This window comes from Klebsiella terrigena (assembly GCF_012029655.1).
Lineage (GTDB): Bacteria > Pseudomonadota > Gammaproteobacteria > Enterobacterales > Enterobacteriaceae > Klebsiella > Klebsiella terrigena.
In genome coordinates this window covers 4,840,735-4,860,235 of the sequence record NZ_CP050508.1, presented here as the reverse complement: position 1 = coordinate 4,860,235, position 19,501 = coordinate 4,840,735, and the positions used below count along the sequence as shown (strand labels likewise).

The following is a 19,501-nucleotide window of genomic DNA, read 5'->3' as shown; positions in this document are numbered from 1 at the left end:
GCAGCTTAATGTTGCCAGAAGCGCTGGTTACAAGGTAGCCTCATGCGTTATTTTCCTCGCCTGAATGAAGAAATCTGGAGCCGTAATGCCGAACAGTTTGACCTGGTGCGATCTGCCCGAAGATGTTTCCCTGTGGCCTGGATTACCGCTTTCGCTGAGCGGTGATGAGGTCATGCCGCTGGATTATCACGCCGGACGCAGCGGCTGGCTGCTCTATGGCCGGGGCCTTAATAAGCGCCGTTTAACCGACTGGCAGCGTGAGCTGGGCGCGGCGCTGGTTATCGTCGCCTCCTGGGTCGTTGAAGACTATCAGGTTATTCGTCTGGCCGGCTCTCTGACCCTGCGCGCGACCCGACTGGCGCACGAAGCCGGGCTGGACGTCGCACCGCTGGGTAAAATCCCGCACCTGCGCTCGCCGGGGCTGCTGGTAATGGATATGGACTCCACCGCCATTCAGATTGAGTGTATCGATGAAATAGCCAAGCTTGCGGGAACCGGCGAGCTGGTATCGGAAGTAACCGAACGCGCGATGCGCGGCGAGCTGGACTTTACCGCCAGCCTGCGCCAGCGGGTGGCGACGCTGAAAGATGCCGATGCGAATATTTTGCTGCAGGTGCGTGACGCGCTGCCGCTGATGCCGGGGCTGACTCAGCTGGTGCTGAAGCTGGAAGCGCTGGGCTGGAAGGTGGCTATCGCCTCCGGCGGCTTCACGTTCTTTGCGGAGTACCTGCGCGACAAGCTGCATCTCGACGCGGTGGTCGCCAATGAGCTGGAAATCATGGACGGCAAGCTAACCGGCAACGTGACGGGTGATATCGTCGACGCTAAATACAAAGCCGCGACGCTGCGCAAGCTGGCGGAAAAATATGAAATTCCGCCGGCGCAAACCGTGGCTATTGGCGACGGTGCCAACGATCTGCCGATGATCAAGGCTGCGGGCCTCGGTATCGCCTATCATGCAAAACCAAAAGTCAACGAGCTGGCGGAAGTGACAATCCGCCACGCTGACCTGATGGGGGTATTCTGTATTCTCTCGGGCAGCATGAACCAAAAGTAAGAGGTTAACGTGGCGAAAGCTCCAAAACGCGCATTTGTCTGTAATGAATGTGGTGCGGATTACCCCCGCTGGCAGGGGCAGTGCAGCGCCTGTCATGCCTGGAATACCATCACCGAGGTGCGTATTGCCGCTTCGCCGCAGGTGGCGAGAAACGAGCGTCTGACGGGCTACGCCGGTAATGCCGGCGTGTCGAAAGTGCAGAAACTTTCGGAGATCAGCCTTGAGGCGCTGCCGCGTTTTTCCACCGGCTTTAAGGAGTTTGACCGCGTGCTTGGCGGCGGCGTGGTGCCGGGGAGCGCCATTCTGATTGGCGGCAGCCCGGGCGCGGGGAAATCGACGCTGCTGCTCCAGACCCTGTGCCGGCTGGCGGAAGGCATGAAAACCCTGTACGTCACCGGGGAAGAGTCGCTGCAGCAGGTGGCGATGCGCGCGCATCGTTTGGGGCTACCAACGGCCAATCTCAATATGCTCTCCGAAACCAGCATTGAGCAAATTTGCCAGATCGCCGACGAAGAGAAGCCTCAGCTGATGGTCATCGACTCCATCCAGGTGATGCATATGGCCGACGTGCAGTCCTCGCCGGGCAGCGTGGCCCAGGTGCGTGAGACCGCCGCCTACCTGACGCGGTTTGCGAAAACCCGCGACGTGGCGATTATCATGGTGGGTCACGTCACCAAAGACGGCTCGCTGGCCGGACCGAAGGTACTCGAACACTGTATTGACTGTTCTGTGCTGCTGGACGGCGACGCCGATTCCCGCTTTCGCACCCTGCGCAGCCATAAGAACCGCTTCGGCGCGGTGAATGAGCTGGGCGTCTTCGCGATGACCGAGCAGGGGCTGCGCGAAATCAGCAACCCTTCGGCTATTTTCCTCAGCCGCGGCGATGAGGTCACTTCCGGTAGCTCGGTGATGGTGGTCTGGGAAGGCACCCGCCCGCTGCTGGTGGAGATTCAGGCGCTGGTCGATCACTCGATGATGTCCAACCCGCGCCGCGTGGCCGTGGGGCTGGAGCAGAACCGTCTGGCGATTTTGCTGGCGGTGCTGCACCGTCACGGCGGCCTGCAGATGGCCGACCAGGACGTGTTTGTTAACGTCGTTGGCGGGGTGAAGGTGGCGGAAACCAGCGCTGACCTCGCGCTGCTGCTGGCGATGGTGTCGAGCCTGCGCGATCGTCCGCTGCCGCACGATCTGGTGGTGTTTGGCGAAGTGGGGCTCTCCGGCGAGATCCGCCCGGTGCCCAGCGGCCAGGAGCGCATCTCCGAGGCGGCCAAGCACGGCTTCCGTCGCGCCATCGTCCCGGCGGCCAACGTGCCGAAAAAAGTACCGGAAGGGATGCAAATCTTTGGCGTGAAAAAGCTTGCGGATGCGCTAAGCGTTTTTGACGACTTATAATTAAATATCCGTCGTCTTTCCGGCGGCAGGTGTGTTGGCGGCGATCGCTTGCCGCCTTCCTGCCACCAGAAACCCAGAGGATATTTTTCAGTATTGCTCAAGCAGGAGGCTCTTGTGTCATCGTTCGACTATCTCAAAACCGCGATTAAGCAAAAAGGCTGCACGCTGCAGCAGGTGGCTGAAGCCAGCGGGATGACCAAAGGCTATCTGAGCCAGCTGCTGAACGCGAAAATTAAAAGCCCGAGCGCGCAGAAGCTGGAAGCGCTGCACCGTTTTCTCGGCCTTGAGTTCCCGCGTCGGCAAAAAAGCGTCGGCGTGGTGTTTGGTAAGTTTTACCCGCTGCATACGGGCCATATCTATTTGATCCAGCGCGCCTGCAGCCAGGTCGACGAGCTGCATATCATCATGGGCTATGACGATACCCGCGACCGCGCGCTGTTTGAGGAGAGCGCCATGTCGCAGCAGCCGACGGTGCCCGACCGCCTGCGCTGGCTGCTGCAAACCTTCAAGTATCAGAAAAACATCCGCATTCACGCCTTTAATGAAGAGGGGATGGAGCCTTATCCGCACGGCTGGGACGTCTGGAGCCGAGGGATCCGCGCCTTCATGGACGAGAAGGGCATTCAGCCAAACTGGATCTATTCCTCTGAAGAGTCCGACGCCCCGCAGTATCTGGAGCAGCTGGGGATCGAAACGGTACTGATCGATCCTAAACGAACCTTTATGAGCATCAGCGGCGGGCAGATCCGCGAAAACCCGTTCCGCTACTGGGAATATATCCCCACCGAAGTGAAGCCGTTCTTCGTGCGTACGGTGGCGATCCTCGGCGGCGAATCGAGCGGTAAATCGACGCTGGTCAATAAGCTGGCCAACATCTTTAATACCACCAGCGCCTGGGAGTATGGTCGGGACTACGTCTTCTCCCATCTGGGTGGCGACGAGATGGCGCTGCAGTATTCTGACTATGATAAAATTGCGCTCGGACACGCTCAGTACATTGATTTCGCAGTGAAATATGCCAATAAAGTGGCGTTCATTGATACCGATTTCGTCAGTACCCAGGCGTTCTGTCTGAAGTATGAAGGCCGCGAGCATCCCTTCGTCCAGGCGCTGATCGACGAGTACCGTTTTGACCTGGTTATCCTGCTGGAGAACAACACGCCGTGGGTGGCTGACGGTTTACGCAGTCTGGGAAGCTCGGTGGATCGTACGGAGTTCCAGACCCTGCTGGTGTCGTTGCTGAAAGAGAACGAAATAAACTTCGTGCACGTGAAAGAGGCGGACTACGATACGCGCTTTCTGCGCTGCGTCGAGCTGGTGAAGCAGCTGATGGGCGAGCCGGGCTAACGGGCGCGATGGCCGAATTATGCGGCGGCGGCGATGAACAGAAAAACGGGTGGCCTGGGCCACCCGTTTTTTATTACCTGTTCTTATTACTTGGCAATACGTTTGTACTTGATACGCTTCGGCTCCAGCGCATCGGCGCCGAGGGTGCGCTTCTTGTACTCTTCGTATTCGGTAAAGTTACCTTCGAAGAACTCCACCTTGCCTTCATCCTGGTAATCCAGAATGTGGGTCGCGACGCGGTCAAGGAACCAGCGGTCGTGCGAGATAACCATCGCACAGCCCGGGAACTCCAGCAGGGCGTTTTCTAACGCGCGCAGGGTTTCGATATCCAGGTCGTTGGTTGGTTCATCGAGCAGCAGAACGTTACCGCCAACCTGCAGCAGCTTGGCGAGGTGCAGACGACCGCGCTCGCCGCCAGACAGTTCGCCGACGCGTTTGCCCTGATCGACGCCCTTGAAGTTAAAGCGGCCAACGTAGGCGCGGCTCGGCATCTCGGTGTTGCCGATCTTCATGATATCCAGCCCGCCGGAGACCTCTTCCCACACGGTTTTGCTGTTATCCATGGCGTCACGGAACTGATCGACGGAGGCCAGCTTGACGGTATCACCCAGGGTGATAGAACCGGCGTCAGGCTGTTCCTGACCGGACATCATGCGGAACAGGGTGGATTTACCCGCGCCGTTTGGCCCGATGATCCCGACGATGGCCCCTTTCGGTACCGAGAAGTTCAGGTCGTCAATCAGCAGGCGATCGCCGTAGGATTTACGCAGGTTGGTGACCTCAACGACTTTATCCCCCAGACGTGCTCCAGGCGGAATAAACAGTTCGTTGGTTTCGTTACGTTTCTGGTATTCAACGCTGTTGAGCTCTTCGAAGCGCGCCAGACGGGCTTTGCCCTTAGACTGACGGCCTTTGGCGCCCTGGCGGACCCACTCCAGCTCTTTCTCAATGGACTTGCGGCGCGCCGCTTCCTGAGAAGCTTCCTGGGCCAGACGCTGATCTTTCTGCTCCAGCCAGGAGGAGTAGTTACCTTCCCACGGAATGCCTTCACCGCGGTCGAGCTCGAGGATCCAGCCGGCGACGTTATCCAGGAAGTAACGGTCGTGGGTAATGGCCACAACGGTGCCTTCGAAGTCGTGCAGGAAGCGTTCCAGCCAGGCCACGGATTCGGCATCCAGGTGGTTGGTTGGTTCGTCGAGCAGCAGCATGTCCGGTTTTTCAAGCAGCAGGCGGCACAGCGCCACGCGGCGGCGTTCACCGCCGGAGAGGTTAGCGATTTTGGCATCCCAGTCCGGCAGGCGCAGGGCGTCGGCCGCGCGCTCGAGCTGGACGTTCAGGTTATGGCCATCGTGCGCCTGGATTATCTCCTCGAACTTGCCCTGCTGTGCGGCGAGCTTGTCGAAATCGGCATCCGGCTCGGCGTACTTAGCGTACACCTCATCGAGGCCTTTCAGAGCGTTAACCACTTCGGCAACCGCTTCTTCCACGGACTCGCGAACGGTCTGCTCCGGGTTAAGTTTTGGTTCCTGCGGCAGGTAGCCAATCTTAAGGCCCGGCTGCGGGCGGGCTTCGCCTTCGATATCGGTATCGATACCGGCCATAATGCGCAGCAGGGTGGACTTACCGGCGCCGTTCAGGCCGAGAACGCCGATCTTCGCGCCAGGGAAGAAGCTCAGGGAGATATTTTTCAAAATATGACGTTTCGGCGGAACCACTTTGCCGACACGATGCATGGTATAAACGAATTGAGCCACGTTGGACTTCGCCTCTTTTATATACTCTTCATCCTTCAGGCTGCATCAGCGAGAATGATTTTGAGTAGGGTAGTGAATAGTTTTCAAAGGCGAAGTGTAGCCTTTTTCGCGCTTTAATCCCAGAGAGGCGATGGGATTCACAGAAGAGTAAAAAAATGTTCAGGACGTGGCGCGTTTGGCGTTGTCTGGTTAGCATATCTAAAGCGATACCGGAATATTTTAAAAGCGGCACGATGCTGCTCTGATGGACTTCAATAGGGGAATAGCTTGTGGAAAAGGCCAAAACTACGGCATGGCATCTTCTGGCTGCCAGCGTAAGTCTGCTGACGCTTAGCCAGCTGGCGCATGCGGATTCACTGGATGAACAGCGCAGTCGCTATGCCCAAATTAAGCAGGCGTGGGATAGCCGGCAGATGTCGGTCGTCGACGAGCTGATGCCCACGCTGTCGACCTATCCGTTGTACCCGTACCTCCAGTACCGGCAGATAACCGATGACCTGATGAACCAGCCGACGCTGGTGGTGAAGAATTTTATTGAGGCTAACCCCACGCTTCCGCCCGCGCGCTCCCTGAAATCACGCTTCGTCAATGAGCTGGCCCGCCGCAGCGACTGGCAAGGTCTGCTGGCCTTTAGCCCCGACAAGCCGGTCAGCACCGAAGCGCAGTGTAACTATTACTATGCGAAGCTGAGCGTTGGCCAGGCGCAGGAGGCCTGGGACGGTGCAAAAACGCTGTGGCTCACCGGTAAAAGCCAGCCCAACGCGTGCGACGCGCTGTTTAGCGCCTGGCGCGCCTCCGGCCAGCAGGACCCGCTGGCCTGGCTCGAACGCATCCGCCTGGCGATGAAGGCGGGCAACACCAGCCTGGTGCGATCGCTGGCGCAGCAGATGCCGCCTGAGTATCTGACCATCTCTTCGGCGATCGTGGCGCTGGCTAACGATCCGAATACCGTGATGAATTTTGCCCGCACCACCGGAGCCACCGATTTCACCCGCCAGATGGCGGCGGTGGCCTTTGAGAGCGTGGCGCGTCAGGACGTTGAAAACGCCCGGCTGATGATCCCTTCGCTGGTCCAGGCGCAGCAGCTCAATGACGATCAAACCCAGGCGCTGCGCGATATCGTGGCCTGGCGCCTGATGGGCACCGACGTGACCGACGAGCAGGCGGCCTGGCGCGATGACGCCATTATGCGCTCGCAGTCCACGCCGCTGGTGGAGCGCCGCGTGCGCATGGCGCTGGGGACCGGCGATCGTCACGGCCTGAACACCTGGCTGGCGCGGCTGCCGATGGAGGCCAAAGAGAAAGACGAGTGGCGCTACTGGCAGGCCGATTTGCTGCTGGAGCGCGGGCGTGATGATGAAGCGAAAGCCATCCTCCGTTCGCTGATGCAGCAGCGCGGTTTCTACCCGATGATTGCCGCCCAGCGGCTGGGTGAAGCGTTCACCTTCCGCATCGACAAGGCGCCCGCCACCCTTGATTCGGCACTGACCTCGGGGCCGGAAATGGCCAGGGTGCGCGAGCTGATGTACTGGAATATGGACAACACCGCGCGCAGCGAGTGGGCCAACCTGGTGACCAGCCGAACCAAAGATCAGCAGGCGCAGCTGGCGCGCTATGCCTTCAACCAGCACTGGTGGGATCTGAGCGTTCAGGCCACCATCGCCGGGAAGCTGTGGGATCAGCTGGAAGAGCGTTTCCCGCTGGCCTGGAACGATCTTTTCTCCCGCTACATCAGCGGCAAAGACATTTCGCAAAGCTACGCCATGGCGATTGCCCGTCAGGAGAGCGCCTGGAACCCGAAGGTCCGCTCGCCGGTTGGCGCCAGCGGCCTGATGCAGATTATGCCGGGTACCGCCACCCATACGGTTGGGATGTTTAATATTGCCGGCTACGGCGGCCCGTCGCAGCTGCTGGATCCGGAGACCAATATTAATATTGGCACCAGCTATCTGCAGTACGTTTATCAGCAGTTCGGCAATAACCGCATTTACGCATCCGCCGCCTACAACGCCGGGCCTGGACGGGTGCGCACCTGGCGGAGCAATAGCGCTGGTCGGATCGACGCGGTGGCGTTTATCGAGAGCATTCCGTTCTCGGAAACGCGTGGCTATGTGAAGAACGTGCTCTCCTATGACGCCTACTATCGCTACTTCATGGGTGAGAAAGCGGGCATGCTCACCGATGCGGAGTGGCAGCAGCGTTACTAACGCCGACGGCCTGCGGGCGGTATAGCATTTTGCTATGCCGCCCGAAATCCATAGAGTATTGACCGGAGTATGCTATGCTTTGTACTCGTTAATGAGTACACACGCTCGGCGGCTCGAGCCGTCGGCCTTAACATGGCGGCGCAACATGACCCAACAATCCCCTTATTCAGCGGCGGTAGCCGAACAACGTCATCAGGAGTGGCTTCGTTTCGTGGCCCTGCTTCAGCAGGCGTACGCCGACGATCTGCACCTGCCGCTGCTGCAGCTGATGCTGACGCCCGATGAGCGCGAGGCGCTGGGCACCCGCGTGCGGATTATTGAAGAGCTGCTGCGCGGAGAGATGAGCCAGCGCGAGCTGAAAAGCGAGCTCGGCGCCGGGATTGCCACCATTACCCGCGGCTCAAATAGCCTGAAATCAGCGCCCCCCGAGCTGCGACAGTGGCTGGAGCAGGCGCTGCTGAACGTTAACGATAAATAGCGTTATGAAACGGGCTAAGCGCCAGCACTACCGCCTGATGATAAACGCTGCTGCGCGTCAGCTTACCGGCGGTAAAAATGCCGATAGCCCCCTCTTTACGGCCAATTTCATCGATGCCGGTATGCTGTGACATCACCGGCCCTAAGGCTTCGCCGGCGCGGACCTGTTCGAGGATCGCCGCCGGCAGCGGCAGCGTGGCCGAGCGCGCTTCGCCGCGCTGCAGGCTATTTTCGATAACGACCCAGCTAAACGTACTGCCGTCGTCGATCCCGGCCTCAATGGCGACCCAGAAATCGGCATCCGGGCGCGCAGCCCGCGCGTTTACGACCCGATTTCGTGCGCCAGCGCGCGTTTCGTCGTTGCCAAACGGCTGTTCCGGCACGCCGCTCTCGACGGAGACGGACTCAATGTGGCAGGATCCTTCGCCGAAGATCTCGTTAAAAGCCTGCAGAATTGCCTGAATTTTGGCGGGATTAGTGGTAGCTGAGACAACATGGTGCATAATCAAACAACTCAGAATAAATTAACGTCATCGCAGTATACTCCAAATCGTTTTCGCTGCAGGCCACCGGCCCGCTAGCCGAAATTGTGAAGAGCACAGAACGGATAAAAAGCATGTTACAGGTACACCTTGTTCGCCACGGTGAAACGCAGTGGAACGCCGAGCGACGTATTCAGGGCCAGTCCGACAGTCCGCTAACCGCCCACGGTGAGCGCCAGGCCTGGCAGGTTGGCGAACGCGCCAGAACGCTGAACATTACGCATGTTATTGCCAGCGATTTAGGCCGTACGCGGCGAACGGCAGAAATTATCGCGGAAGCCTGCGGCTGCAGCGTCGTCCTCGACTCACGCCTGCGCGAGCTGGATATGGGGGTTCTTGAGAAACGCCATATCGATTCGCTGAGCGCGGAAGAGGAAGGCTGGCGTCGTCGGCTGGTTAACGGCACCCCGGACGGGCGTATTCCGCAAGGCGAGTCGATGCAGGAGCTCAGCCAGCGTATGCACGCGGCGCTGACCTCCTGTCTGGAGCTGCCTGAGGGGAGTCGGCCGCTGCTGGTGAGTCACGGCATGGCGTTGGGCTGTCTGGTGAGCACGATTCTTGGCCTGCCCGCGCACGCCGAACGTCGTCTGCGCCTGCGTAACTGTTCCATTTCGCGCGTTGACTATCAGCAAAGCCCGTGGCTGGCTTCAGGCTGGGTGGTGGAGACCGCGGGGGATATTTCGCATCTTGATGCCCCCGCGATGGACGAACTGCAGCGCTAGCGGCGGATCGGGATCAGGTACTCGCAGCGTAGCTGAATCGGCGTATCCTGATCCCGGCTTTCATCCTCAGGGAAGAAGCGTTCGATATCCAGGCCCTTGCGGCGGGTGAGGTTCAGCATCGGCATACAGGTGCCGTACACCGTCAGGATAAACTCCTGCAGCCCGGTCCCTAATCCTTCATAGGTGAACATCACGTACTCACCGCCTTCCAGGGCGATCGGATGCGAATTGTGCAGGTGACCGTTAGCCATCTCCGGCGTTACGGCCGTGGTATAGAAGACCTCCTGCTCGTCATCTTTCTCAAGACTTGGCCGCGGCTCATGCAGGCCGTAAAGGGTAGGCGGAATCGACGGCGAATTGCCGAGGAAATCCCGCCAGAACTGCACGCGCATCTGGCTACGGAAATCAGAGATCTCCTCCAGCTTACAGGTATAGCTCTGGGTTACGCCAATCAGTGGCGTATTGCTCAGGGTGATAAACTCATGCTGCGGCATGGTGAATTCGCCCAGGCGCAGGGGAGGACGCATACCGTAAGAGCTCCAGTCAGGGGAGCGGCGGTAGAGCGCAGGCGTCAGGGAGAACTGCTTTTTAAACGCGCGGGTAAAGGTTTGCTGAGAGTCGAAGCGGTACTGTAGCGCAATGTCGAGGATCGGACGCGCGGTCAGGCGCAGAGCCACCGCCGATTTTGATAAACGGCGCGCGCGGATATAGGCACCTATGGCATGGCCTGTCACGTCTTTGAACATTCTTTGCAAATGCCACTTGGAATAACCAGCCTTCGCTGCCACATTGTCCAACGACAGCGGCTGATCCAGGTGACCTTCCAGCCAGCTAAGGAGATCGCGAATAATCCCTGCTTGATCCATAAAATGTCCTCATCCTTAAACTTAGGTGCCTGCTACTAAGGTAGCGGATAATAGCATTTTTTGATGTTTTAGCATTCAGTGTTTTTTTTGCTTTTAAATGCGATTTGTCAGCGAACATCCCCGCTATTTTTGTAAAGCTGTGATCTATAAACCTTTTCCATTGAGCAGATAATCATCGCTCGGGGAAATTCTAAAAAATGGTAACAATATGAAATACAAGAAGTTAATGATCGGACTGCTTTTACTGGCCGGCGGCCAGGCGGCTCAGGCGGAACAGATTGGCTCGGTGGATACCGTCTTCAAATTCTTCGGCCCGGACCATAAGATCGTCGTTGAAGCCTTTGACGATCCGGACGTGCAGAACGTGACCTGCTATATCAGCCGGGCGAAAACCGGCGGCATTAAGGGCGGTCTGGGACTGGCTGAAGATACCTCTGACGCGGCGATCTCCTGCCAGCAGGTCGGGCCGATTGAAGTGACCGATAAGATCAAAAACGGCAAGTCGCAGGGAGACGTTGTGTTCCAGAAACGCACCTCGCTGGTGTTTAAAAAGCTGCAGGTCGTCCGTTTTTACGATAGCAAGCGTAATGCCCTGATCTACATGAGCTATTCCGATAAGGTCGTTGACGGATCGCCGAAGAATGCGATCAGCGCCGTGCCGATCATGCCGTGGAATAAATAACAGGGAACGACGATGCAGCAGCCGCAGATCTGGTTGGTGGAGGATGAGCAGAGTATCGCCGACACGCTTGTCTACATGCTCCAGCAGGAAGGCTTTGTGGTGAGCGTTTTTGAGCGTGGTCTGCCCGCGCTCGATGCCGCCCGCCACCGGATGCCGGACCTGGCCATTCTGGACGTGGGCCTGCCCGACATCAGCGGCTTTGAGCTGTGCCGTCAGCTGCTGGGCCGCTATCCGACGCTGCCGGTTCTGTTCCTCACCGCCCGTAGCGAAGAGGTGGATAAGCTGCTGGGCCTTGAAATAGGCGCCGATGACTACATCGCGAAGCCCTTCTCGCCGCGCGAGGTGTGCGCCCGGGTGCGCACCGTCCTGCGGCGGGTGCAAAAGTTTGCGGCCTCTGGCGCAGTGCTGCAGGTGGGCGAATTTCAGCTCAACGAGGCCGCGGCGCGGGTCACCTGGTGCGGCCAGCCGTTAACCCTGACGCGCTATGAATTCCTGCTGCTCAAAACGCTCCTGCGCTCGCCGGGGCGGGTCTTTTCCCGCCAGCAGCTGATGGACGCGGTGTGGGGGGATGCGCATGAAAGCTTCGACCGCACCGTTGATACCCATATCAAAACCCTGCGCGCAAAGCTGCGCGAGGTTAATCCTCACCTCTCACCGGTTAATACGCATCGCGGCATGGGATATAGCCTGGGAGGCGCCTGATGCGTATCGGCATGCGGCTGCTGCTGGGCTACTTTCTGATTGTCGCGATTGCGGCATGGTTCGTACTTTTCATTTTCGTCCAGGAGATCAAACCCGGGGTACGCCGGGCGACGGAAGGTACGCTGATTGATACCGCCACGCTGCTGGCGGAGCTGGCGCGAGAAGATCTGCTTTCCGATCAGCCGCAGCAGGGAAGGCTGGCCCAGGCGTTTCAGGCGCTGCACCAGCGGCCGATCGAGGCGAATATCGCGGGCATCAGCAAAACGCGTAACGAGTATCGCGTCTACCTGACCGATGAGAAGGGCAAGGTGGTATTCGATTCGGCGGGAGAAGCGGTGGGGCAGGACTATTCCCGCTGGAATGACGTCTGGTTGACCCTGCGCGGCCAGTACGGCGCGCGTAGCACCCTGGCCGACCCCAACGACGCGGGCAGTTCGGCGATGTACGTCGCCGCGCCGGTCACCGATGGCGGCCGTATTATTGGGGTGCTGAGCGTCAGTAAACCCAACCAGGCGATGGCGCCGGTGATTAAGCGCAGCGAACGGCGAATGCTCTGGGCTGGCGGGGCGCTGCTGGGGATCGCGCTGCTGATAGGCTCGCTGATGGTCTGGTGGATCAACTTTTCGATCGGCAAGCTGGTGCGCTACGCTGATTCGGTGACGGCCGACCGGCCGCTTCCGCTGCCGGACGTTGGCAGCAGCGAGCTGCGCAAGCTGGCGCTGGCGCTGGAAAGCATGCGCGTCAAGCTGGAGGGTAAGAACACCATTGAAAACTACGTTCACGCCCTGACGCATGAGCTGAAAAGCCCGCTGGCCGCTATTCGAGGCGCCGCAGAGATCCTGCGTGAAGCCCCCCCGCCGGAGGTCGCCGCGCGTTTTACCGGCAATATCCTGACGCAGAATGCGCGGATGCAGTCGCTGGTTGAGAAGCTGTTACGCCAGGCGAGGCTGGAGAACCGGCTGGAGATCGCCCTTGAGCCGCTCGCAATTGATAGCCTTTTCCGTCGCTTAGCCGAGGAGCGCGAGGCGGTACTGGCGGTAAAGAAAATCCGCTTACGCTGGCAGGAGAGCGGCCTGACGGCGGAGGCCGACGGCGAGCTGCTGGCGCAGGCCCTGGGCAATCTGCTGGATAACGCCATCGATTTTACCCCTGCGCAAGGGGAGATCGTCATGAGCGCAGAGCAGCAGCAGGCGGGCCTGGCGCTGACCATCAGCGATAGCGGCAGCGGCATCCCGGATTATGCACTTGGACGCATCTTCGAACGTTTCTATTCGCTGCCGCGTGAAAACGGCCATAAAAGCAGCGGATTGGGGCTGGCTTTTGTCCGTGAAGTGGCGCGGCTGCATCAGGGCGATATTCAGCTCAGCAATCGCCCGCAGGGCGGCGTACGCGCGGTGCTGATACTTCACCGTCCCTTCACATAGCTTCAAACTCCCCCCACATAGCCCGGCTAAGGTGAGCGCTTCACTGAGGAGAACGCTATGTTGAAATCACCGCTATTCTGGAAAATGAGCACCCTGCTGGGGTGCATCCTGTTGTTATCTATTCCCCTGATGATGGTCCGGCAGCTGATTGTCGAGCGGGCGGACTATCGTAGCGACGTTGTTGATGCGCTGGAGAAAAGCACCAGCGGCGCGCAAAAGCTGACCGGGCCGCTGATCGCGATCCCTGTCACCGAGACGTTGACCCGTCTTGAGGATAAAAAAGAGGTCGAGTATCAGCGGACCTGGATGCACTACTGGCTACCGGAATCGCTGGCGATAAGCGGCAAGCAGAACGTGGAATCCCGACAGATAGGCATTTATGAGGGCCAAATCTGGCACAATACGCTCGGGATCAGGGCGCAGTTTGATACCTCCCGCCTGGCTGAACTTAAAAAAGACAATATTACGCTGGGCAGGCCCTTTGTGGTGGTCGGCGTCAGCGATGCGCGCGGAATTGGCGCGATTAACGCGCCGGAGTTCGGCGGTGAGACGCTGCCCGTGGAGCCTGGGCTGGGCCTCAGCGGCAGCGGAGAGGGGATTCATATGCCGCTACCGCCGCTGTCGGCGCAGCAGAAAACGCTGGACCTTGCGTTCACTCTCAACCTGAACGGAACGGGAAGCTTCTCGGTGGTGCCTGTTGGGCGCACTAGCGAGCTGCAGCTGGCAAGCAACTGGGCGCACCCCGGTTTTCTTGGCGATTTTCTTCCCGTTAGCCGCGAGATCGGCGCCTCCGGCTATAGCGCCCGCTGGCAAAGCAGCTGGTTTGCCAACAACATGGCGAAGTTCTTCGTTGACGATCGAGAGGTTGAGTGGCACCAGCTGCCGGCTTTCAACGTCAACGTCACTACGCCAGCCGACCAGTATCAGCTGACCGATCGGGCGACTAAATATGCCATTCTTTTGATTGCGCTAACCTTTATGGCTTTCTTTGTCTTCGAAAGTTTAACGATGTACCGCCTGCATCCGCTGCAGTATCTGCTGGTTGGCCTGTCGTTGGTGATGTTCTATCTGGTATTGCTGGCGCTCTCGGAACATGTTGGCTTTACGCCATCATGGATTGCCGCCAGCGTCATCGGCGCGCTGATCAACGCCGTGTATCTGCACGCCGTGCTGAAAGGATGGCGCAACAGCCTGCTCTTCGTCTGCGCGCTATTATTGCTGGATAGCGTTATGTGGATGCTGCTGCGTTCGGAAGATAGCGCGCTGCTGCTCGGGACCGGCGTGCTGCTGCTGGCCCTAAGCGCGCTGATGCTGCTAACCCGCCACGTTGACTGGTATGCGCTATCGTCTCAGAAGCCAAAAAAGGCGGAGCAGCCCGACGGTGGTGGCGACGATACGTTCAGGATCTGGAAATAAAAAAACGGCGCCTTGAGCGCCGTTTTACGTTGATGCTGCGGGAATCGTTGATTATTCCTGCAGATCGCCACAGAAGCGGTAACCTTCACCGTGAATGGTAGCGATGATTTCCGGCGTATCCGGAGTAGATTCAAAATGCTTACGAATGCGACGGATGGTCACGTCTACGGTACGGTCGTGCGGCTTAAGCTCACGGCCGGTCATTTTCTTCAGCAGTTCAGCGCGTGACTGGATTTTGCCCGGGTTTTCGCAGAAGTGCAGCATTGCGCGGAATTCACTGCGCGGCAGCTTGTACTGCTCACCGTTCGGGCTGACCAGAGAACGGCTGTTGATATCCAGTTCCCAGCCGTTGAACTTGTAGCTTTCTACGCTGCGACGTTCTTCGCTTACGGTACCCAGATTCATGGTACGGGAGAGCAGGTTGCGCGCGCGAATAGTCAGTTCACGGGGGTTGAATGGCTTGGTGATATAGTCATCTGCGCCAATTTCGAGGCCCAAAATCTTATCAACTTCATTATCGCGGCCGGTAAGGAACATCAGCGCGACGTCCGCCTGTTCGCGCAGTTCACGCGCCAGCAGGAGACCATTTTTACCCGGCAGGTTAATATCCATGATTACCAGGTTGATATCATTTTCAGACAGGATCTGATGCATTTCCGCGCCATCGGTCGCTTCGAACACATCATAACCTTCTGCTTCGAAAATACTTTTTAACGTGTTGCGTGTTACCAACTCGTCTTCAACGATAAGAATGTGCGGGGTCTGCATGTTTGCTACCTAAATTGCCAACTAAATCGAAACAGGAAGTACCAAAGTCCCTGACCTGCCTGGTACATGTCGCAAATTAACATGTCCGGCGTAACATGACTAAAGTACGTAATTGCGTTCTTGATGCACTTTCCATCAACGTCAACAACATCATTAGCTTGGTCGTGGGTACTTTCCCTCTGGACCCGACGGTGTCAAAAACGGCTGTCATCCTAACCATTTTAACAGCAATATAACAGGCTAAGAGAGGCTGAACACCCAATAAAACTACGCTTCGTTGACATATATCAAGTTCAATTGTAGCACGTTAACAGTCTTGTGAAATCATCGTATTGAAATGCTATTTGTAGTTACAAATCTTACACAGCTCAAATGCTTGCGTGGGGAAACTGATAAATATGCTGAATCCAACGCCTGAAACGGTATCCGGAGCGAAATATCATTGGCAAACATATGGATAAAAGCGTTCTGTTAACATACCTCGTGTCGCGGTTGGTTGGAAATAGTTTAGTTTTTTTTATGGGTGTTCGAATGCAATTTTAGTGACATTTGTTGCAAATTTGTAAATTTTCGCCGCGTAAAATGAGGGGTAACTTTCATTTTCGCCCCCTGAGAGAGCAGAAGAGAACCACAATGCGCGTATCTATTGTATTAGTATCCCCGGCTCGGGCAGAGAACGTTGGCGCGGCCGCGCGAGCGATGAAAACGATGGGCTTTAGCGATCTGCGGATCGTCGAAAGCGATGCCCATTTGCAGCCTGCCGCGCGCTGGGTCGCCCATGGATCCGGAGATATTCTCGATAATATAAGCACTTATTCAACGCTGGAACAGGCGCTGCACGATGTCGATTTTACGGTCGCTACCACGGCCCGCAGCCGGGCGCGTTTCCACTACTACGCCACCCCGCAGCAGCTCCTGCCGCTGATGGAGGAAAAGGCGCAGTGGATGAACCACGCGGCGCTGGTATTTGGTCGGGAAGATTCCGGCCTGACTAACGAGGAGCTGGCCCTTGCCGACGTGTTGACCGGCGTGCCGATGGTCGCCGACTATCCGTCGCTCAATCTCGGCCAGTCGGTGATGGTTTACTGCTATCAGCTGACCTCCCTGGTTCAGCAGGCACCGGCCGTTTGCGCGAGCGTCGATGAAAACCAGCTGCAGGCGCTGCGTTTGCGAACCCTCGAATTGTTGACCCGGCTTGGCGTCGCTGAAGACGTCAAACTCACCGATTGGCTACAGCAGCGGATTGGACTTTTGCAGCAGCGAGATACGGCAATGCTCCATCGTTTGCTGCACGATATTGAAAAAAACCTCCCGGAGTAAAGTTCTGTCATAAGTTTTATGTATGGTTTTTTCTGCTGATTGATGGCGTGAGGCTGCGTGAACAGGGATGAATGACCGCTGCATTTTGGCGCATTGCCCAGGTGCGCCAAAACCGGCGAAAAACAGAAATTCATTGACTTAAGTCGGCAGATACTTTAACCAATATAGGCACAGGACACAGACAGATAAAAATTACAGAGTACACAACATCCATGAAACGCATCGGCATGATTACAACGATTATCACCATCACTATTACCACAGGTAACGGTGCGGGCTGACGCGTACAGGAAACACAGAAAAAAGCCCGCACCTGAACAGTGCGGGCTTTTTTTTCGACAAAAAATCTAGGGGTAACAACCATGCGCGTGTTGAAGTTCGGCGGTACATCAGTGGCAAATGCAGAACGTTTTCTGCGTGTTGCCGATATTCTGGAGAGCAATGCCAGGCAGGGGCAGGTAGCGACCGTACTGTCTGCCCCGGCGAAAATTACCAACCATCTGGTCGCGATGATTGAAAAAACCATCGGCGGCCAGGATGCGCTCACCAATATCGCTGACGCTGAACGCATTTTTGCTGAACTGCTGCAGGGTCTCGCCGATGCTCAGCCGGGCTTTGCGCTGGCACAGCTGAAAACCTTCGTCGAGCAGGAGTTTTCCCAGATAAAGCACGTGCTGCACGGCATCAGCCTGCTTGGCCAGTGCCCGGATAGCGTTAACGCTGCGCTGATTTGCCGCGGAGAGAAGCTCTCCATCGCGATCATGGCCGGCCTTCTTGAAGCGCGTGGCCATAAGGTCAGCGTGATTAACCCCGTCGAAAAACTGCTGGCCGTGGGTCACTACCTCGAATCCACCGTCGATATTGCCGAATCAACCCGCCGCATTGCCGCCAGCCAGATCCCAGCGGACCATATGGTGCTGATGGCCGGTTTTACTGCCGGTAACGAAAAGGGCGAGCTGGTGGTTCTGGGCCGTAATGGCTCTGACTATTCTGCCGCCGTACTCGCCGCCTGCCTGCGCGCCGACTGTTGTGAAATCTGGACCGACGTTGACGGCGTTTACACCTGCGATCCGCGTCAGGTACCGGACGCCCGCCTGCTGAAGTCGATGTCCTATCAGGAAGCGATGGAGCTCTCCTACTTCGGCGCTAAGGTTCTGCACCCGCGCACCATTGCGCCTATCGCTCAGTTCCAGATCCCCTGCCTGATCAAAAATACCGGCAATCCGCAGGCGCCAGGTACGCTTATCGGCGCCAGCCTTGATGAAGACGGCCTGCCGGTTAAGGGGATCTCCAACCTCAATAATATGGCGATGTTCAACGTCTCCGGTCCGGGGATGAAGGGAATGGTCGGCATGGCCGCCCGCGTTTTCGCTACCATGTCCCGCGCCGGTATTTCGGTGGTCCTGATCACCCAGTCCTCTTCTGAGTACAGCATCAGCTTCTGCGTGCCGCAAAGCGACTGCGCCCGGGCAAAACGGGTGATGGAAGAGGAGTTCTATCTGGAGCTGAAAGAGGGCCAGCTGGAGCCACTCTCCATCATGGATCGCCTGGCTATCATTTCCGTCGTCGGCGACGGTATGCGCACCCTGCGCGGTATTTCGGCCAAGTTCTTTGCGGCGCTGGCGCGCGCCAATATCAATATCGTGGCGATTGCCCAGGGCTCTTCCGAACGCTCTATCTCCGTAGTGGTCAGCAATGATGACGCCACTACCGGGGTACGCGTCACCCACCAGATGCTGTTCAATACCGACCAGGTCATTGAGGTGTTCGTTATCGGCGTCGGCGGCGTTGGCGGCGCGCTGATTGAGCAAATCAAGCGTCAGCAGGGCTGGCTGAAGAACAAGCATATCGACCTGCGCGTGTGCGGCGTCGCAAATTCTCAGGCTCTGCTGACCAACGTCCACGGTCTGAATCTGGAGAACTGGCGCGCTGAGCTGGCCGAAGCGAAAGAGTCGCTTAACCTCGGCCGTCTGATCCGTCTGGTGAAAGAGTACCATCTGCTGAACCCGGTGATCGTTGACTGTACCTCGAGCCAGGCGGTCGCCGATCAGTACGCCGATTTCCTGCGCGAAGGTTTCCACGTGGTGACGCCGAACAAAAAGGCCAACACCTCATCGCTGGATTACTACCATCAGCTGCGTCACGCGGCGAGCAGCTCCCGACGCAAATTCCTCTATGACACTAACGTTGGTGCCGGCCTGCCGGTTATCGAGAACCTGCAGAACCTGCTCAATGCCGGTGACGAACTGCTGCACTTCTCCGGCATCCTCTCCGGTTCGCTGTCGTTTATCTTCGGTAAGCTGGATGAGGGGATGACGCTCTCCGCAGCGACGACGCTGGCGCGAGATATGGGCTATACCGAACCGGATCCGCGTGACGATCTTTCCGGCGTCGACGTTGCCCGCAAGCTGCTGATCCTGGCCCGTGAGACCGGTCGTGAGCTGGAGCTGTCGGACATTATCGTTGAGTCGGCCCTGCCTGAAGCATTTGATGCCAGCGGCGACGTCGAGAGCTTTATGGCGCGTCTGCCTGCGCTGGATAACGAATTTGCTTCGCGGGTGGCGAAAGCGCGCGATGAAGGTAAAGTCTTGCGTTACGTCGGTAACATCGAAGAGGATGGAACCTGCCGCGTGAAAATTGCCGCGGTTGACGGTAACGACCCGCTGTTTAAAGTCAAAAACGGTGAGAACGCGCTGGCCTTTTACAGCCACTATTATCAGCCGCTGCCGCTGGTGCTGCGCGGCTATGGCGCGGGTAACGATGTGACCGCGGCCGGCGTATTCGCCGACCTGCTGCGTACCCTGTCATGGAAGTTAGGAGTTTAA

At 57.7% G+C, this 19,501-nt stretch carries 18 protein-coding genes and 1 other annotated feature; of the genes, 14 read left to right on the top strand and 4 right to left on the bottom strand.

The window, feature by feature from the left end; genetic code table 11:
- Nucleotides 1-85: 85 nt before the first annotated feature.
- The 3 genes from serB to nadR all read left to right on the top strand — a co-directional run bounded on the left by serB (nt 86) and on the right by nadR (nt 3,796).
- Nucleotides 86-1,057: a phosphoserine phosphatase gene (gene serB, locus HCK03_RS22755; protein WP_041143953.1), complete on the top strand. Its 972-nt coding sequence runs from the start codon at nt 86-88 to the stop codon at nt 1,055-1,057.
- 9 nt (nt 1,058-1,066) lie between these two features.
- Nucleotides 1,067-2,449 carry a DNA repair protein RadA gene (gene radA / locus HCK03_RS22750; protein ID WP_041143954.1) on the top strand — a complete coding sequence of 461 codons (1,383 nt, stop codon included), beginning with the start codon at nt 1,067-1,069 and terminating at the stop codon, nt 2,447-2,449.
- A 114-nt stretch (nt 2,450-2,563) separates the two neighbouring features.
- Entirely contained in the window at nt 2,564-3,796 is a 1,233-nt protein-coding gene (gene nadR, locus HCK03_RS22745; protein ID WP_041143955.1) for a multifunctional transcriptional regulator/nicotinamide-nucleotide adenylyltransferase/ribosylnicotinamide kinase NadR, read from the top strand.
- A gap of 86 nt (nt 3,797-3,882) precedes the next feature.
- Here nadR and ettA read toward each other — a convergent pair whose 3' ends face one another.
- Nucleotides 3,883-5,550, bottom strand: coding sequence for an energy-dependent translational throttle protein EttA (gene ettA, locus HCK03_RS22740; RefSeq protein ID WP_041143956.1), 1,668 nt, complete (start codon nt 5,548-5,550; stop codon nt 3,883-3,885).
- Between the two features lie 269 nt (nt 5,551-5,819).
- Between ettA and sltY the strand changes: the two genes are divergently transcribed.
- The gene (sltY, locus tag HCK03_RS22735; protein WP_041143957.1) at nt 5,820-7,757 is read left to right on the top strand and encodes a murein transglycosylase; all 1,938 of its coding nucleotides are present in this window, start codon (nt 5,820-5,822) and stop codon (nt 7,755-7,757) included.
- Between the two features lie 145 nt (nt 7,758-7,902).
- Nucleotides 7,903-8,235, top strand: a complete 333-nt coding sequence (gene trpR / locus HCK03_RS22730) for a trp operon repressor (RefSeq protein ID WP_041143958.1) — start codon at nt 7,903-7,905, stop codon at nt 8,233-8,235.
- Here the strand turns inward: trpR and yjjX are convergent.
- Nucleotides 8,222-8,737: an inosine/xanthosine triphosphatase gene (gene yjjX, locus HCK03_RS22725; RefSeq protein ID WP_041143959.1), complete on the bottom strand. Its 516-nt coding sequence runs from the start codon at nt 8,735-8,737 to the stop codon at nt 8,222-8,224. The genes trpR and yjjX overlap by 14 nt on opposite strands.
- Nucleotides 8,738-8,850: 113 nt before the next feature.
- Here yjjX and gpmB point away from each other — a divergent pair, with 113 nt between their 5' ends.
- Nucleotides 8,851-9,498 (top strand): 2,3-diphosphoglycerate-dependent phosphoglycerate mutase GpmB, encoded by a 648-nt coding sequence (gene gpmB, locus HCK03_RS22720; protein ID WP_167692221.1) that lies wholly within the window; start codon nt 8,851-8,853, stop codon nt 9,496-9,498.
- Here the strand turns inward: gpmB and robA are convergent.
- Complete coding sequence (gene robA / locus HCK03_RS22715) at nt 9,495-10,364, bottom strand: MDR efflux pump AcrAB transcriptional activator RobA (RefSeq protein ID WP_041143961.1); 870 nt, start codon at nt 10,362-10,364, stop codon at nt 9,495-9,497. The two genes, gpmB and robA, sit on opposite strands and share 4 nt — an antisense overlap.
- Nucleotides 10,365-10,572: 208 nt before the next feature.
- Between robA and creA the strand changes: the two genes are divergently transcribed.
- From creA to creD, 4 genes are read left to right on the top strand one after another with little or no spacing between them, the layout of a single operon-like run.
- Nucleotides 10,573-11,046, top strand: a complete 474-nt coding sequence (gene creA / locus HCK03_RS22710) for a protein CreA (RefSeq protein WP_041143962.1) — start codon at nt 10,573-10,575, stop codon at nt 11,044-11,046.
- Between the two features lie 12 nt (nt 11,047-11,058).
- Nucleotides 11,059-11,748, top strand: a complete 690-nt coding sequence (creB, locus tag HCK03_RS22705) for a two-component system response regulator CreB (RefSeq protein WP_041143963.1) — start codon at nt 11,059-11,061, stop codon at nt 11,746-11,748.
- Nucleotides 11,748-13,172: a two-component system sensor histidine kinase CreC gene (creC, locus tag HCK03_RS22700; RefSeq protein ID WP_167692220.1), complete on the top strand. Its 1,425-nt coding sequence runs from the start codon at nt 11,748-11,750 to the stop codon at nt 13,170-13,172. Before creB ends, creC begins: the two co-directional genes overlap by 1 nt.
- Before the next feature lie 57 nt (nt 13,173-13,229).
- Complete coding sequence (creD, locus tag HCK03_RS22695) at nt 13,230-14,588, top strand: cell envelope integrity protein CreD (RefSeq protein ID WP_167692219.1); 1,359 nt, start codon at nt 13,230-13,232, stop codon at nt 14,586-14,588.
- 51 nt (nt 14,589-14,639) lie between these two features.
- Here the strand turns inward: creD and arcA are convergent, their stop codons facing one another.
- Complete coding sequence (arcA, locus tag HCK03_RS22690) at nt 14,640-15,356, bottom strand: two-component system response regulator ArcA (RefSeq protein WP_002887843.1); 717 nt, start codon at nt 15,354-15,356, stop codon at nt 14,640-14,642.
- Nucleotides 15,357-15,451: 95 nt separating this feature from the next.
- On the opposite strand from arcA, the gene yjjY reads away from it, so the two are divergent.
- The 4 genes from yjjY to thrA all read left to right on the top strand — a co-directional run bounded on the left by yjjY (nt 15,452) and on the right by thrA (nt 19,501).
- Nucleotides 15,452-15,592: a YjjY family protein gene (gene yjjY / locus HCK03_RS22685; RefSeq protein ID WP_049268126.1), complete on the top strand. Its 141-nt coding sequence runs from the start codon at nt 15,452-15,454 to the stop codon at nt 15,590-15,592.
- Between the two features lie 397 nt (nt 15,593-15,989).
- Nucleotides 15,990-16,676: a tRNA/rRNA methyltransferase gene (locus HCK03_RS22680; protein WP_076946437.1), complete on the top strand. Its 687-nt coding sequence runs from the start codon at nt 15,990-15,992 to the stop codon at nt 16,674-16,676.
- 212 nt (nt 16,677-16,888) lie between these two features.
- Nucleotides 16,889-16,957 (top strand): thr operon leader peptide, encoded by a 69-nt coding sequence (gene thrL, locus HCK03_RS22675; protein WP_143717866.1) that lies wholly within the window; start codon nt 16,889-16,891, stop codon nt 16,955-16,957.
- Nucleotides 16,896-17,013, top strand: a sequence feature (Thr leader region). It overlaps the preceding gene by 62 nt.
- A gap of 25 nt (nt 17,014-17,038) precedes the next feature.
- A complete protein-coding gene (thrA, locus tag HCK03_RS22670) occupies nt 17,039-19,501 on the top strand; it encodes a bifunctional aspartate kinase/homoserine dehydrogenase I (protein WP_041143967.1) in 2,463 nt (820 codons plus the stop codon).